A 15904-nucleotide genomic window follows, 5' to 3' on the forward strand; every position below is an offset into this window, starting at 1 on the left:
CGAACGCGATCGGTCGCGCACCTGAATCTGTCGGCGGCGATCGCCCACATCCCCATGCTTTCCGGGGGACGACTTCGTCGAGCTTCGACACTAGCCTCGACCTGGGGTCGGAGGAGGCGGCGAAGGGGCTGATCATGAGAAGGCGCGGGCGCCGGTGATGCCGGATTGAGCAACGGCATCGTCAGAGCCTTCTTGCGGGTCGTGGACGATCTGAAACGGCTGACCGAGAAGGGAGCCGAGGGCGTCGCGGACATGAAGACAGGCGCGGCCCGCGGTTCCCGGCACGTCATCGAGGCCCACACGCACGGCGACGCCGACGGTGACCTCGCGATCCGGCGTGCGGCAGGTGGCGATGCCGGTCCCAGGCGGGATTTGTGCCCCCCGCCACCGGACCGAGCGTCGCTGAGCCGGGCCGGACAGCGACTCGAAGCCGACCTGAATCGACGTTTCGGCGAGAGAACACCGACCAACGAGGAATTGGGCGACTTCATAGCCAACCGTCGGCTGTCGCGGCTGGAGCAATACGCCCTCATCGACCGGAGAATCGAGGAAACGGCGGCTTCTCTCGGCCGGGACAGCGCCGAGGTACGCGAGCAGATGCGGCGTGAGCTGAAAGACGCGCTCGACGGGAAACCGCTCGCTATCCGCGTCCGCGACGACAAACTCCTGGCAATCCTCGAGGAAGGGCGGATCAGGGGCATTCGCAACCCCGCGGGCGTTCGCGCCCATGCCGAGGCCGAGTGGTTCGGCCCGCACGTCCACGACAACCCGCCCGTCTACGGCTACGTCGCCGTGGACGGAGTGCGACCGTCCCAAGACGGCATGATCGATGCGTTGTCGGAGCTGAACTACGGCGACAATCAGATCTACCTGAAGCCGGAGGCCCGGTCACGAACGACCATCACGTTCGGTGACTCGCTGGTGGAGAGGGAACTGGCGATACCCTCCCCCGTGGACAACCCTTCGGAATACTCCTATGGCGCCGGAGTGAACGGTATGGCTCCCATCGGCCGCGACTATCTCGGAGCGGACTTTCGCGCCGGCCATTTCTTCGAAGCCCAAATGTTCGATCTCACGACCGCGGACATAGATTTCATCGGGTTGCATCAGCCGCCCGGTGCGGCGTTGCGACAGGCGCTGGACGAATCGGGAATAGATTGGCGTGTTCTGACCAATCGCACGATCGCGGCCGAGGGCACCCCCGCGGAACGAGCGGCCGCGATCGAACGGACGAGTCAGGACCTCGAGTATCTTCGCCACGTTCATCCCGCCATTCGCTCGCATGCGGAACCTATCGAAGCCGAGCTGAGGGCCGACCTGCGTGTCCTGAACGATTCCACCGCAGGGCAGGCAACGGCCGCGGAACCCGGATAGCGTCGGTGGGCCGGCATGGGCGGACATGAAGCGACCGCCCCGGGGTGCAAGACACCCGGGGCGGCCTGTTCGGAAGCGACGGTCTCACGAGCGCCGCGTGCTATCGGTTCAGTGGCCGAGGCGACCGCGGCCGAGGCGAAGCAGCAGCATGGCGAGGGTGTGGCCCTCCTGGCCGAGTTCGCTGAAGCGCTCCAGCACCTTCATCTCGCGGCTGTGCACCAGGCGCGGCCCGCCCGACGCCATGCGCGTCCGGCCGATGATCCGGGAAATCTCCGTCCGGCGCTTGATCGCGGCCAGGATCTCCGCGTCGAGACGGTCGATCTCCTTGCGGAGCTTGTCGATCTCGGCCTCGGTCTGCGGCAGCGCGGATTCGGACCCGGTCGTCGTGGCAGGGGTGCTCATCATTCATCTCCTCGTGTCAGAACTTCGATCGGCGCGTGCCGACGGGGCTCGTTACCGATCAGTTCTTTCACCGTGAAACAGACCTGGTGGGGCCTTGTATTGTCCCCCCAAGTAGGTGTGCTCAGGTACAGGCTCCGCGATCCCGGCGTTCGGCTGGCCGCCGAATCGGATGTCTTGCGAAAGCGCTGAGCATGTCGCCAGTGTGCCACGGGCTGGGGGGTATGCAAAACGGGTACGTTTGGCAATCGCGCGAGAATCGCTGGTCGTTTCACGCACCCTTCCCACCAGGGGGAGTTCACTCGCCGTTCAGTCGGCCGGGGCCGAACCGATACCGATGTCACCCGGGGCTTCATCTCTGTCGGTGGCCGCCGGTAGCGTGGATGGACGATGGACATCACGGTGGCTCCCAAGACGCAGGCCGGTCGGGTCGTGCACCCGGATCCGACATCGAAACCGCAGCTCGCCGGCGGTAAGGCAGCGGAGGCGGCGCAGCCTGCCGCCATTCCGGAGGCGCCGCCGACGGATGCCGAGCGCGAGCGGCAGCGTGTCGAGCGGGAACAGCGGCGCGCCGAGGAGGCCGAGCGCCTGCTCGACGGCCTGAATCCGCAGCAGCGCGCGGCGGTGGTGCACACCGGTTCCCCACTGCTCATCGTGGCGGGCGCGGGCTCGGGCAAGACGGCCGTGCTCACTCGTCGCATCGCCTACCTGCTGGCCGCCCGCGGCGTCACGCCGGGCCAGGTGCTGGCCATCACGTTCACCAACAAAGCCGCCGCGGAGATGCGGGAGCGGGTGACCGGGCTGGTCGGCCCCCGGGCGAACGCCATGTGGGTCTCCACCTTCCACTCCAGTTGCGTCCGCATCCTGCGCACCCAGGCGGCGCTGCTGCCCGGCCTGAACTCCAATTTCTCCATCTACGACGCGGACGATTCCCGCCGCCTGCTCACCATGATCAGCCGCGACCTGGACATCGACGCCAAGAAGTACTCGGCGCGGCTGCTGGCGACGGCGATCTCGAATCTGAAGAACGAACTCATCGACCCGGCCCGGGCCACCGCCGACGCGGAATCGGACGACACGGAGCTGCCCGGCCTGGTGGCGCGGGTCTACACCGAGTATCAACGCAGGCTGCGCTCGGCGAACGCGCTGGACTTCGACGATCTGATCGGCGAGACGGTGGCGCTGCTGCAGAACCACCCGCAGGTCGCCGAGTACTACCGCCGCCGGTTCCGGCACGTGCTGGTGGACGAGTACCAGGACACCAACCACGCGCAATACGTGCTGGTCCGCGAGCTGGTCGGCCACCACGCGGAAGACGCGGCGCAGGACCGGGTGCCGCCGAGCGAACTGTGCGTGGTGGGCGACGCCGATCAGTCCATCTACGCCTTCCGCGGCGCGACGATCCGCAATATCGAGGAGTTCGAGCGCGACTTCCCCGACGCGGAAACCATTCTGCTGGAACAGAACTACCGCTCCACCCAGCACATCCTCTCCGCCGCCAACGCGGTGATCTCGCGTAACGAGAACCGGCGCGACAAGAAGCTGTGGACCGATTCCGGCGAGGGCGAGCTGATCACCGGCTACGTCGCCGACAACGAGCACGACGAGGCGTCGTTCGTCGCCCGCGAGATCGACCGGCTGGTCGACCAAGGCGATGCCAATTACGGCGATGTCGCGGTGTTCTACCGCACGAACAACAACTCCCGCGCGCTGGAAGAGATCTTCATCCGGATGGGCCTGCCCTACAAGGTGGTCGGCGGCGTCCGCTTCTACGAGCGCAAAGAGGTACGCGACGTGGTCGCCTACCTTCGCGTGCTGGAGAACCCCGACGACGCGGTGAGCATGCGCCGCATCCTGAACACCCCGCGCCGCGGCATCGGCGATCGGGCCGAAGCCTGCGTGGCGGTGCATGCCGAACAGCGCGGGATCGGTTTCGCCGCCGCCTTGCGCGACGCCGCAGAAGGCAAGGTGGCGCTGCTGAACACGCGCGCGCAGCGCGCCATCGCGGGCTTCCTCGAACTGCTCGACGACATCAGGGCCGCGGGCGAACAAGCGGAATCCGACTTTCCCGATGTGGGCAACGTCGTCGAGGCGGTGCTCGAGCGCACCGGCTATCACGCCGAGCTGGAGGCTTCCGACGACCCGCAGGACGGCGCCCGGCTGGACAACCTCAACGAGTTGGTCAGTGTCGCACGGGAATTCAGCTCCGAGGCGCGCAACAACGCGGAGGCGGCCCGGCAGGAGGGGCTGTTGCCCGAGGTGGGCGAAGGCGAGCCGGATCCGGGTTCGCTCGCCGCGTTCCTGGAGCGCGTCTCGCTGGTGGCCGACACCGACCAGATTCCGGACGAGGGCTCCGGCGTGGTCACGATGATGACCCTGCACACCGCCAAGGGGCTGGAATTCCCGGTGGTGTTCGTGACCGGCTGGGAGGACGGGCAGTTCCCGCACATGCGGGCGCTCGGCGATCCGACCGAGCTGGCCGAGGAACGCCGCCTCGCCTACGTCGGCATCACCAGGGCCAGGCAGCGGCTGTATCTGACGCGCGCGGTGGTGCGTTCCGGCTGGGGCCAGCCGGTGTCGAACCCCGAATCGCGTTTTTTGCAGGAGATTCCGGGTCACCTCATCGACTGGCGTCGGCTCGAGCCCGCCGGTTCACCCGGAACGCGGGGTCTGCGACGGCGCGGCGACGACGACGGATTGGAACGGGACTGGACGCGCGGCGACGGATGGTCGGAGCCGCGGCCCGGCTTGCGTGATCGCGGACCGCGCAGGCCCGCTCCCGGCGGCGCGACCCGCAACAACACCAATCTGGTTCTCGCCGTGGGCGATCGGGTCAGCGACGACAAGTACGGTCTCGGCCGGGTGATCGCCGCCGAGGGCTTCGGGCCACTGGCCACCGTGACCATCGACTTCGGCACCGCGGGCAAGATCCGGTTGATCCCGCAGTACAGCCGCACGCTGGTCAAGCTGTGAGCCGCGCGGGCCTTTGGACCCTGCCCGCATCTGCCGCGCGCCGGTAGGGTCCGCGACGTGGATACGATCGCACAGCATCTCCTGTGGTTCCTGCCCATGCTCTGGCTCGGCATGGTGCTGGCCATCTCCTTCCTGGAAGCGCCCCTGAAGTTCCGCGCTCCCGGCGTCACACTGCCGCTGGGTCTCGGCATCGGCCGCTTGGTGTTCCGCGCGCTCAACACCGTCGAAGCAGTGCTCGCGGCACTGCTGGTACTCGCGGCCCTGATCGTCGCCCCCGGCACCGCGACCTGGGTGTGGCTCGGCATCGCCGCAGTAGTGCTGGCCGTCCAAATCGTGGCGGTTCGCCCGCCACTGTCCCGCCGGTCCGATCGCGTACTGGCCGGCGAGGATCTGCCGCGCTCCCACGCGCACTACTGGTACATCGGCCTGGAGGTCGTCAAGGTCGTCGCGCTGATCGGTCTCGCGATCGCGGCAGCGCCGTAGACGTGACTGGTTCGCACCTGCGGCCGACGTGGTCGCACACGTCGATCACCACCGCGCGCACCGCCAGCCGCGATGGGCGGACACTCCCGCCACCGACCCCTTCGGCCTCGTGAGCCACGGCTCCGGCTACGGCGTAGTCCCGCCCTCGCCGAAGCGGCCGTAACTCGGGACGGCGGCCGACTCGGACCGGATGTGGCGGCATTGCTCACGATCGCAGTCGCACGCTGCCACGCCGAAACCGGCGACCACAGTCGAGCACTGGCCGCTCTGCGCACCGCTGAACCCACATAACTCCTGACCTGACCAGCGAACAGCCCCGCTGGGTGTCGATGTGGTGCCCCAACAAGGGGACGGTTGTGGACCAGACCGCAAAGACGTTCCTCGCCCTAGGCGACCTCGCCAATGCCGCACGTTGTTACGAGCTGGCCACCACCATCTGGGATCACGAGACGCACGCCCGTGTGTGGGCGCTCAGCGCTGCTGAAACCGGGCTCCTGCGCTGGAAACTCGGCAAGCACACCGACGCTGTCGACATGTGGCGCACCGCCGTACCCGCTCTGCACGCCGTGAAATCCGCGCGTGCCACCACTGCCTTGGGCGAAGTTCGTCGCACGGCCCCCGAACTGTTCAAGGACACCGGCCCTACCGGCATCCCTGCCATGTGAGGCCGTTCCGCCCGCCGTATCGCGATCGGCCGTCGCTGGATGCGGGTCAGCGATGTGCGGACGGCTGCCGTTTCAGTCGCGCTGCGGGCCCAGGCTGATGCCGCGGGTGGCGAGCCAGGGCAGCGGATCGACCTTGTCGGTGCCGTTCAGCCAGACCTCGAAGTGGCAGTGCGGGCCGGTGGAGAACCCGCGGTTGCCGATGGTGGCGATCTGGTCACCGGCGAGCACCCGCTGGCCCGCCGACACCGTGGCGGTGTCGATGTGGCCGTAGATGGTGATGGTGCCGTCGTCGTGCAGCAGGCGGACCCACATGCCGAAGCCCGACGCGGGACCGGCCTCGATCACGGTGCCGTCGGCGACGGCGTAGATCGGGGTGCCGATCGGGCCCGCGATATCGATGCCGAGGTGCTGCACGCCCCAGCGGGCGCCGAAGCCGGACGTGAAAGTGCCTGCGGCGAACCTGCTGAAGAGCGGCCGCAGCTTCGACGCCTCCTGGGCGGCGAGGTCTTCGGCGTACTTCTGGCCCTTCTGCAGAATGTCGTTGAACTGATCGAGGTTGGCCGGCGCGGAAACGCTCAGCACCTGGGGGGAGTCCGGCGAGGCCGTCGGATCGGCCACGTTCATCGACTGGGCGGCGATCTCGTGGATCTGCCCCGCGGCTTCGTAGTCGACCGCTTGCGACGGCTGCTCGGGCGAGGCGAACGCGGCCTGCCCGGCCGCTACCACGGCGCCGGCGGCGACGGCCGCCACCGCGGCGCGCCCCTTCAGCGCGGCGGGCGGCGCTGCCACCCGATGCGCGCCACCGCGCTTGTTCGCCGCGCGGCGCGCCGGGATGACGGTCGGGAGAGCGGGTGCGCTCGGCTCTTCGGGCTCGGGCTCGGTGGTCTCGGTCGCCCAGGACTCCTCGGGAGCCCAGCAGCCGGTGTCGGACACCCAGGACCGCTCGTCGGGCGCCCAGGTCTCCTCTTCGGCCCACGCCTCGCCGGAGTTCCAGGCGGCGCCATCGGACCAGGCCTCTTGCTGCGTCCAATTCTGTTGCGCCCACGCGTTGTTCGTGGCCCAGGAGTTGTCCGCGGCCGCGTTCGCGTAGGCCGATTGGTCGTAGCCACCGTCGTGGACGGGCTGCTCGGCCTCGAAGCCGTATCCGGCATCGGCGGGCTGGAAGTCGTACTCGCCCTGCGGAGCCTCGTAGGAGGCGTAGCTCGCCGGGGCGAACGGCTCGTCATCGGGGCGGTAACGATGTCCCGTCCGCGAGCGATCGGTGAGAGCGAAAGTGGAGCTGTGGTTCATCGGCGGTGCCACATCGTGAAGCTGGTGGAACTCGAATGCCGCCTGACCAGCGGCGTCGATCGGTCGAATGCGGAGCGGCTCTCCGTCTGCGGAGCGCTGTGCTGCGTCAAACTTGCCGTCCTCCTAGTCGTGACCGTGTTGTGACATCGACCGCAATGACGGTAACGAAACGATTGAGCCGCGACAAGCGATGCGCAGGGTTCGTAACAAACATGTGAGATTCATCACTCTTCTTCCTCGGAATATCTCACTGCGGTATGGGCATCCCGGAGAGGTCGATCAACGACGATTTGTAGTAGACGGCGCCGTCGCCCTCGGGCGCCCGCTCTACCTGGCGCGCCGCCAGCAACCTACTCGCCAGTAGCGTTGGCCAGCGGTTTTGCCGCTCCGGACGTTGCTCCGTGACCTGCGCCACTTAGGATGAACGTGGCCGATTGGCCCTCCATGTGACTGGTTAGAGTCCGACCCGACCCGCTTCCGACGTCGGGCCGCCAACAAAGACGTTGTCATCACAACGCAGACGAGACGGTGAGTACATGGATCTCTTCGAATATCAGGCGAAGGAGCTCTTCGTTAAGCACGGAGTGCCTTCGTCCGAGGGCCGCGTCACGGACACGGCCGAGGACGCCCGCGCCATCGCGGCGGAAATCGGCAAGCCGGTGATGATCAAGGCCCAGGTGAAGGCCGGTGGCCGCGGCAAGGCCGGTGGCGTCAAGTACGCCGCGACCCCGGACGACGCGCTCACGCACGCGCAGAACATCATCGGCCTGGACATCAAGGGCCACATCACCAAGAAGATCCTGGTGGCCGAGGCCAAGGACATCGCGGAGGAGTACTACATCTCCTTCCTGCTGGACCGGGCCAACCGGACCTACCTGGCCATGTGCTCGGTCGAGGGCGGCATGGAGATCGAAGAGGTCGCCGCCACCAAGCCGGAGCGGCTTGCGAAGGTTCCCGTCGACGCGGTCAAGGGCGTCGACCTGGCGTTCGCGCGTTCGATCGCCGAGCAGGGCCACCTGCCCGCCGACGTGCTGGACGCCGCGGCCGTGACCATCCAGAAGCTGTGGGAGGTCTTCGTCGCCGAGGACGCCACCCTGGTCGAGGTCAACCCGCTGGTGCGCACTCCGCAGGACGAGATCCTCGCGCTGGACGGCAAGGTCACCCTGGACGAGAACGCCGGATTCCGCCACCCGGAGCACGAGGCGTTCGCCGACAAGGACGCGACCGACCCGCTCGAGCTGAAGGCCAAGGAGAACGACCTCAACTACGTCAAGCTCGACGGCGAGGTCGGCATCATCGGCAACGGCGCGGGCCTGGTCATGTCCACCCTGGACGTCGTCGCCTACGCGGGCGAGGGCCACGGCGGCGTGAAGCCGGCCAACTTCCTGGACATCGGCGGCGGCGCCTCGGCCGAGGTGATGGCGGCGGGTCTGGACGTCATCCTGAACGACAACCAGGTCAAGAGCGTGTTCGTCAACGTGTTCGGCGGCATCACCGCGTGTGACGCGGTCGCCAACGGCATCGTGAAGGCGCTGGAGATCCTGGGCGACGAGGCCAACAAGCCGCTGGTCGTCCGCCTGGACGGCAACCGCGTCGAGGAGGGTCGCAAGATCCTGGCCGACGCCAACCACCCGCTGGTGACGCTGGCGCAGACAATGGACGAAGGCGCCGACAAGGCCGCCGAACTGGCAGCCGCCCGATAACGACGGCCGAGTAAGGACGAAAAGAATGTCTATCTTCCTGAACAAGGACTCCAAGGTCATCGTCCAGGGCATCACCGGCGGCGAGGGCACCAAGCACACCGCGCTGATGCTGAAGGCGGGCACCCAGATCGTGGGCGGTGTGAACGCGCGCAAGGCGGGCACCACCGTCGCGCACACCGACAAGGACGGCAACGCGGTCGAGCTGCCGGTCTTCGGCACCGTCGCCGAGGCCATCAAGGAGACCGGCGCAGACGTGTCCATCGCGTTCGTGCCGCCGAAGTTCGCCAAGGACGCCATCATCGAGGCCATCGACGCGGAGATCCCGCTGCTGGTGGTCATCACCGAGGGCATCCCGGTGCAGGACACCGCCTACGCGTGGGCCTACAACGTGGAGAAGGGCAACAAGACCCGGATCATCGGCCCGAACTGCCCCGGCATCATCACCCCCGGCGAGTCGCTGGTCGGCATCACCCCCGCCAACATCACCGGCAAGGGCCCGATCGGCCTGGTCTCCAAGTCGGGCACGCTGACCTACCAGATGATGTACGAGCTGCGCGACTTCGGCTTCTCGACCTCCATCGGCATCGGCGGCGACCCGGTCATCGGCACCACCCACATCGACGCCATCGAGGCGTTCGAGAAGGACCCGGAGACCCAGCTGATCGTGATGATCGGCGAGATCGGCGGCGACGCCGAGGAGCGCGCCGCGGCCTACATCAAGGCCAACGTCACCAAGCCGGTCGTCGGCTACGTGGCGGGCTTCACCGCCCCCGAGGGCAAGACGATGGGCCACGCGGGCGCCATCGTGTCCGGCTCGTCGGGCACCGCCCAGGCGAAGAAGGACGCGCTGGAGGCCGCGGGCGTGAAGGTCGGCAAGACGCCGTCCGAGACCGCCGCGCTGGCCCGCGAGATCCTGGAGAAGGCCAGCATCAGCGCCTGATCTCCCACCGTGCACGAAGGCCGCCTCCGAGTTCGGGGGGCGGCCTTCGTCATGTGTGGCGGTGGGCTCAGGCTTGGGCAGAAGCCGAGCGTCCTGACCGGCCACTCGTGGTTCTCCTCGTCAGCCATCACGACGCAGCCGGGCGGATGGTTCATCGGATCGTCACCCGGAATTCCCCGCCGTTGAGAATCCGTGTGGTGTGAAAAGCGCCATCGCGGGCAACAGTTTCAATGAGCGGTAGGTGGTCTCGCTAGGAACTCCGCGCCGGACACCGGCCGCGACCTGCCGGAACGCGGGCGAACCCGTCTCTTCCGGCCGTCGCGGCGGGATGACCCGAGCGAGGGAGTGCAGTAGCGTCAGAAGTAATCCAGCCGTGAAGACCATGTACGACTCGATTTAGGAGACGACGACATGTCCTACCCGACCGGGGGCTCCGGGTACACCACACCCTCGCCCTCAGCGCCATCCAGCCAGAGCCCGGCCGCGGGTGGTGCCACTTCAGGTTCGAGCGCTACCGGTTCCGATGCCAAAGGTCTGCCGTTCTTCCTGGTGGTCGGCGTAGCGGCGCTCGGCGTGATCAACTTCCTGCTCGGCTTCCTGCCGTTCCTCGGCAGCAAGCCGATCGATTTCGGCGGCACCAGGGTCAGCGGTGCGGAGACGCGCAACGCCTTCGAGGTGGCGTCCGGCTCGCCGCTGCTGGGCCTGCTGCTGCTCGGCGGCCTGCTCGCCGCGCTGTCGCTGCTGCCCAAGCAGAACTGGACCGGCGCGGCCGCGGCGGTTTCGACCGCTGGCTTCGTCGCGCTGCTGTTCCAGTCGTTCAACTTCGGTGCGGGCAGCGAGCTGAAGGCGGGTGCGTACGTCCTGCTGGTGCTGTCGTTCGTGCAGGCGGCGGTGGCGATCGCCGCGACGCTGTTCGAGGTGGGCATCATCAAGGCGCCCGCACCGCGTCCGGCCGCCGCACCGGGCGGGTTCGGCCAGGGCGGCTACGGCCAGCAGGCGTCGTTCGGGCAAGGGCAGCCGTCCTACGGGCAGCCGGGCCAGCAGCCCGGCTACGGCGCGAGTTCCTACGGGCAGGGCGGGTACGGCACGCAGTCCGCGCCGCCGCAATTCCCCTCCCAGCAAGGGCAGCCGTCGCCTTACGGGCAGAGCCAGCCGGGCTACGGACAAAGCCAGCCGGGCCAGGCGTACGGACAGCCGCAGTCGCCCTACGGGCAGAGCCAGCCGACCACGGCCTACGGCGCGCAGCAGCAGCCGGGTTCGCCCTATGGCGCGCAGCCGCGTCCGGACGAGAGCGTGACCCAGCACTTCGGGGGCCAGCAGCAGTCCGGCCAGCAGTCGCCCTACGGTTCGCCCAGCTACGGCCAGCAGCAGGGCCAGCAGGCCCAGCAGGGCCAGCAGAGCCAGCAGAGCGGTCCGTTCGGCGGCGAGCAGAGCGGCGACCCGTCCTCGGACGCCACTCAGGCGTTCCGCCCCTCGGACGACAAGAACAAGTAGCGAACTCGGCGGACTCCTCCCCGGTGCGGCGATCGCGTGCCAGCGGCGCGCCTGACCCGTTCGCGCCGGGGAGGATGCCACGCTGAAATGTCATGAGCTCCTCCAGAAACTCCTCGGCCCGCCGGATCGGCGGGCCGCGCTCGTCGCAGCCGCACCCCGACGCGGACGAAGCCGGGTTTCTGTCCCTCACCCCGGAGCGCTCCAGAGTCCTCATCGCCGTCGCGGGCCGCCCGTCCGCGTTCGGGCTGACCACCCTGGTCGTCCTCGTGCTCGCCACGCTGCTGGCGGCGGGCAGCGATCTGGACGGCGCGTCCGGCGCGATCGCCGCCTCCTGGCTGGGCGTGCACCAGGTTTCGCTGGTGATCGGCAAGACCTCGCTCGGATTGCTCCCGCTGTTGCCCACCGGACTGCTGGTGTGGCTGGCCGCGCGGGAATGCGCGCGCGCCGTGGAACCCGAATGCACCCGCGCGGATCTCGGGTGGATCGTCGGGGCCGCGGTGGGCGGTCCGCTGCTGGTCACGTCCGTCTGCCTCGCGGTCACCGAGGATGCTTCCGGCGTCTTCGCGCTGCAACCGCCCAACACCCTCGCCGCGTTCGCGTGGGTGGCCGCGTTGTATCTGCTGGCCGCCGCGATCGGCATCGCCGTCCGGCTGCGGCGCGAGCTGTTCGTGGTGCTGCGCTTGCCCGATTGGGCGGTCTCCGGCCTCTACGGCGCGGGCCGGTCCGTGCTGCGCCTGCTGGGTTGCGCGACCGCGGTGGTGGTGGTGTCCTTCCTCGCGCACGTGTCGCGGCTCGGCGATATGTATCAATCGGCGGGCAATGCCGGGGGCGTCCTCGGCCTGACGCTGCTCTCGGTGGCCTATCTGCCGAACCTGGTGATCCACACTGTCGGTGTGCTGGTCGGTTCCAGCGCGCAGATCGGCGTCGCCTCCTTCGGGGTGTTCGCCGTCGTGGGCGGCCCGATCCCGGCCTTTCCGTTGCTCGCCGCGGTGCCGACCGGTCCGGCTGCGGGATGGTGGCCGGTGTTGCTGCTGATCCCCGCTGCGGTCGGCGTGCTCGGCGGGCTGGACATCGCGCGCACCTCCACCGACCGGATCGGCGCACCGTGGGCCACGCTCGTCTCCGCCGCGCTCGCCGCGCTCGCGCTGACCGTGGCGGGCGCGGTCGCTGGCGGCGAACTCGGCGAGGTGGGCAGGGTCGGCCTGCGACTGCCGATCTTCGCGCTGGTCACGTTCGCCTGGCTCGCGATTCCCGGCTACGCGGGCCTGGTGTTCGCCCGCTGGTTCCTGGTGCCGGTCGGCGTTCCACCGGCCGACTACACCGATCCCTACGACGACTACCGCGACGAGGACGATTACGACGACTACTACGCGGCGGACGACGGCGACTATTACGAGGACGACGACTACTACGACGACTACGACCGGCCCGAGCTGGAAGGCCCGCTGGACGCCGAGCTCGTCGACGAGCCGCCCGCGATCGAGACCGGCGTCCGCCGCCACGAGCACGGCGCGGGCGACATCGTCGACGCCGAGGTGGTCGAGGCGGACCTGCCGGACAGTGACCGGGTGGACGGTCGTTAGGCTCTAACCCGGCGGTGCCGCATCCGTCCGCCATCCGACCGATCAGGGGAGTAGAGCGCTGACGTCCCAGCCTGCCTCGTGGAAGCCCGTGACGACGCCGGCCACCGTTGTCGTCCTGGCGTCGGGCACCGGTTCGCTGCTGCACGCCCTGCTGGAGGCCACGGCCGAGCCCGGCTATCCGGCGCAGGTCGTCGCGGTCGGCGTCGACCGGCTCTGCGCGGCGACCGCCCACGCAGACGCCGCGGGCGTACCGCATTTCCGGGTGGCGCTGAAAGACTTTCCCGACCGCGCCGCGTGGGACGCCGAACTCACCGACGCGGTCGCCGCGCACCAGCCGGATCTGGTGGTGTCGGCGGGCTTCATGAAGTTGCTCGGCCCCGCGTTCCTGGACCGGTTCGGCGGCCGGATCATCAACACCCACCCCGCCCTGCTGCCCGCGTTCCCCGGCGCGCACGGCGTGCGCGACGCGCTCGCCTACGGAGCGCGGGTCACCGGCTGCACCGTGCACCTGGTCGACGAGGGCGTGGACACCGGGCCGATCCTGGCGCAGGAGGCGGTGCCGGTGCTGCCGGGTGACGACGAGGCCACCCTGCACGAGCGCATCAAGATTGTCGAGCGACGGTTGCTGGCGGAGGTCGTCGCCGCCGTCGCGACGCGAGGCATTGTCTCCGACGGACGAAAGGCAGTTATCCCAGATGAGCGAGTTCTCCGGTGAGTGAACGCAAGCCGATCAGCAGGGCGCTGGTGAGCGTCTACGACAAGACGGGTCTCGTGGAGCTCGCGACCGGTCTGCACGCGGCGGGCATCGAGCTGGTCTCGACCGGGTCCACCGCGGGCAGGATCGCGGACGCGGGCATCCCGGTGACCAAGGTCGAGGACCTGACCGGGTTCCCGGAGACCCTCGACGGCCGGGTCAAGACGCTGCACCCGCGGGTGCACGCGGGCATCCTGGCCGACTCGCGAAAGCAGGAGCACGTCGACCAGCTGGTCGAGCTCGGCGTCGAGGCGTTCCAGCTGGTGGTGGTGAACCTGTACCCGTTCACCCAGACCGTGGCGAGCGGGGCGACCCCCGACGAGTGCGTGGAGCAGATCGATATCGGCGGGCCGTCCATGGTGCGCGCCGCGGCGAAGAACCACCCGTCGGTGGCGGTGGTCGTGGACAGCGGCGACTACGACGACGTGCTCGCCGCGGTGAAGTCCGGCGGCTTCACCTTGGCCGAGCGAACGGCACTGGCGGCCAAGGCTTTCCAGCACACCGCGAGTTATGACGTGGCGGTCGCGAGCTGGATGACCGACGTGCTGAGCGCGGGCGACACGGCCGAGGACGCGGCGACCCGGTTCCCCGAGTGGCTCGGCGGCACTTGGGAGCGCTCGGCGGTGTTGCGCTACGGCGAGAACCCGCATCAGTCCGCCGCCCTGTACGTCAACGGCGACGGCAAGCTCGGGCTGGCGCAGGCGCGGCAGTTGCACGGCAAGGAGATGTCGTACAACAACTACGTCGACGCCGACGCGGCCTGGCGCGCCGCCTACGATCACGAGGCCCCGGCCGTGGCGATCATCAAGCACGCCAACCCGTGCGGCATCGCGCTGGGCGCCGACATCGCCGAGGCGCACCGCAAGGCGCACGCCTGCGATCCGGTGAGCGCGTACGGCGGGGTGATCGCGGCGAACCGCGAGGTCACCGTGGAGCTGGCCGAGCAGGTCGCCGAGATCTTCACCGAGGTGATCGTCGCGCCGTCCTACGCCGACGGCGCGGTGGAGGTATTGCAGCGCAAGAAGAACGTGCGCATCCTCGTCGCCGAGCCGCCGGCGCGCGCTGGCGCGGAACTGCGCCCGATCAGCGGCGGCGTCCTGCTGCAACAGCGCGACGTGCTGGACGCGCCGGGCGACGACCCGGCCCACTGGACGCTGGCCGCGGGCGAGGCCGCCGACGCGGAGACGCTCGCCGACCTGGCGTTCGCCTGGCGTGCTTGCCGGGCGGTGAAGTCCAACGCCATCCTGCTCGCGCACGACGGCGCTTCGGTCGGCGTCGGCATGGGCCAGGTCAATCGCGTGGACGCGGTCGGCCTCGCGGTCCAGCGGGCGGGGGATCGGGCCAAGGGGTCGGTGGCGGCCTCCGATGCCTACTTCCCGTTCCCGGACGGTCCGCAGACCCTGATCCAGGCCGGTGTCCGCGCCATCGTGCAGCCCGGCGGCTCGGTGCGCGACCGGGAGACCATCGACGTCGCCCGCGAGGCGGGTGTGACCCTCTATCTCACCGGGGCTCGCCACTTCGCCCACTGAGGACGGCAGTTCGCCGAACGCCGCGCCGGATCGAGGATTCGGCGTGGCGTTCTTCGTTCGCTTTCCAACGGTGTCCGCGTGGTCCGGCAAGGTTCGGGCGGCTGGCAACCGTGCCGAGGTGAGGCCGTGTTCTTCGTGCCGACGCCCATCGCAAGTCGACAGCTATCCGGTTGCGGACGGGGGAGTATGGGCAGGCCCGCCGTGCGCGCGGCGTCCTAGACCGCGCTGAGCACGGTGCGGTTGCCGAGCGGTTCCTTCAGCGGCACCTCGAGGGTGCCGAACACCGCGATCATCGCGCACATCCGGCCGACCGCCTCGGCGCGGCTGCCGGAGCGCAGTTCCACCGTGACCGTCGACGCGGTCTCGGTGACCGTGGCGTCCACGCCGTAGCACTCCGGCGACCCGGTTTCGAAGTTCACGGCTATCTTGTTGTCTCCCAGTCGAGTCCACGATCGGAAGGGGATCGGGTGCGCGCCGACGATGGTCGGGTCCGCGGTGAATTCGTTGCCCTGGTTCCCGCGTGGGTCCTCGGTCGGCGTGCTGGGCGCCGCGGACGTGGCGGCGCTCGTGCTCGGCGTCTTCGTTCCGTCGTCCGAGCCGCCGCAGCCCGCGGCGGCGAGACAGGCGAGCACTACGGCGACAACTGTGGCGGCGCGTCCGGCCTGGATCCGATCCATACCGATCACCCTAGTCTCGGCGGCGGTTCACGGAGTTCGC

15 protein-coding genes are annotated in these 15904 nt (G+C 69.0%); 11 read left to right on the forward strand and 4 right to left on the reverse strand.

The window, feature by feature from the left end; all coding sequences use genetic code 11:
• Positions 1 to 132: 132 nt before the first annotated feature.
• Complete coding sequence (locus tag U3653_RS32585; protein WP_195078363.1) at positions 133 to 762, reverse strand: hypothetical protein; 630 nt, start codon at positions 760 to 762, stop codon at positions 133 to 135.
• Between the two features lie 60 nt (positions 763 to 822).
• Between U3653_RS32585 and U3653_RS32590 the strand changes: the two genes are divergently transcribed.
• A complete protein-coding gene (locus tag U3653_RS32590) occupies positions 823 to 1374 on the forward strand; it encodes a hypothetical protein (RefSeq protein WP_195078364.1) in 552 nt (183 codons plus the stop codon).
• A 108-nt stretch (positions 1375 to 1482) separates the two neighbouring features.
• Here the strand turns inward: U3653_RS32590 and U3653_RS32595 are convergent, their stop codons facing one another.
• The gene (locus U3653_RS32595; protein ID WP_062977356.1) at positions 1483 to 1776 is read right to left on the reverse strand and encodes a chorismate mutase; all 294 of its coding nucleotides are present in this window, start codon (positions 1774 to 1776) and stop codon (positions 1483 to 1485) included.
• 387 nt (positions 1777 to 2163) lie between these two features.
• Between U3653_RS32595 and pcrA the strand changes: the two genes are divergently transcribed.
• The 3 genes from pcrA to U3653_RS32610 all read left to right on the forward strand — a co-directional run bounded on the left by pcrA (position 2164) and on the right by U3653_RS32610 (position 5894).
• On the forward strand, positions 2164 to 4746 hold the full coding sequence (gene pcrA, locus U3653_RS32600) for a DNA helicase PcrA (protein WP_195078365.1): 2583 nt from the start codon (positions 2164 to 2166) through the stop codon (positions 4744 to 4746).
• Positions 4747 to 4803: 57 nt separating this feature from the next.
• Positions 4804 to 5229, forward strand: coding sequence for a hypothetical protein (locus U3653_RS32605; protein WP_195078366.1), 426 nt, complete (start codon positions 4804 to 4806; stop codon positions 5227 to 5229).
• Between the two features lie 356 nt (positions 5230 to 5585).
• Complete coding sequence (locus tag U3653_RS32610) at positions 5586 to 5894, forward strand: hypothetical protein (protein WP_195078367.1); 309 nt, start codon at positions 5586 to 5588, stop codon at positions 5892 to 5894.
• Positions 5895 to 5966: 72 nt separating this feature from the next.
• Here the strand turns inward: U3653_RS32610 and U3653_RS32615 are convergent, their stop codons facing one another.
• On the reverse strand, positions 5967 to 7184 hold the full coding sequence (locus tag U3653_RS32615) for a M23 family metallopeptidase (protein ID WP_195078368.1): 1218 nt from the start codon (positions 7182 to 7184) through the stop codon (positions 5967 to 5969).
• A 15-nt stretch (positions 7185 to 7199) separates the two neighbouring features.
• On the opposite strand from U3653_RS32615, the gene U3653_RS32620 reads away from it, so the two are divergent.
• The 7 genes from U3653_RS32620 (at position 7200) to purH (ending at position 15187) form a co-directional block, all read left to right on the forward strand.
• Positions 7200 to 7328: a hypothetical protein gene (locus U3653_RS32620; protein WP_323124150.1), complete on the forward strand. Its 129-nt coding sequence runs from the start codon at positions 7200 to 7202 to the stop codon at positions 7326 to 7328.
• A 392-nt stretch (positions 7329 to 7720) separates the two neighbouring features.
• On the forward strand, positions 7721 to 8887 hold the full coding sequence (sucC, locus tag U3653_RS32625) for an ADP-forming succinate--CoA ligase subunit beta (RefSeq protein WP_195078369.1): 1167 nt from the start codon (positions 7721 to 7723) through the stop codon (positions 8885 to 8887).
• Positions 8888 to 8912: 25 nt separating this feature from the next.
• Positions 8913 to 9827: a succinate--CoA ligase subunit alpha gene (sucD, locus tag U3653_RS32630; protein WP_195078370.1), complete on the forward strand. Its 915-nt coding sequence runs from the start codon at positions 8913 to 8915 to the stop codon at positions 9825 to 9827.
• 411 nt (positions 9828 to 10238) lie between these two features.
• A complete protein-coding gene (locus U3653_RS32635) occupies positions 10239 to 11321 on the forward strand; it encodes a DUF5336 domain-containing protein (protein WP_195078371.1) in 1083 nt (360 codons plus the stop codon).
• Between the two features lie 92 nt (positions 11322 to 11413).
• Positions 11414 to 12904 (forward strand): cell division protein PerM, encoded by a 1491-nt coding sequence (locus U3653_RS32640; RefSeq protein ID WP_195078372.1) that lies wholly within the window; start codon positions 11414 to 11416, stop codon positions 12902 to 12904.
• Positions 12905 to 12962: 58 nt separating this feature from the next.
• Entirely contained in the window at positions 12963 to 13619 is a 657-nt protein-coding gene (purN, locus tag U3653_RS32645) for a phosphoribosylglycinamide formyltransferase (RefSeq protein ID WP_195078435.1), read from the forward strand.
• Positions 13616 to 15187, forward strand: coding sequence for a bifunctional phosphoribosylaminoimidazolecarboxamide formyltransferase/IMP cyclohydrolase (gene purH, locus U3653_RS32650; protein WP_195078373.1), 1572 nt, complete (start codon positions 13616 to 13618; stop codon positions 15185 to 15187). Before purN ends, purH begins: the two co-directional genes overlap by 4 nt.
• Before the next feature lie 215 nt (positions 15188 to 15402).
• Here purH and U3653_RS32655 read toward each other — a convergent pair whose 3' ends face one another.
• On the reverse strand, positions 15403 to 15864 hold the full coding sequence (locus U3653_RS32655) for a hypothetical protein (protein WP_195078374.1): 462 nt from the start codon (positions 15862 to 15864) through the stop codon (positions 15403 to 15405).
• Positions 15865 to 15904: the final 40 nt, after the last annotated feature.

Source organism: Nocardia implantans, assembly GCF_035544775.1.
In the GTDB taxonomy this organism is placed as follows: domain Bacteria; phylum Actinomycetota; class Actinomycetes; order Mycobacteriales; family Mycobacteriaceae; genus Nocardia; species Nocardia implantans.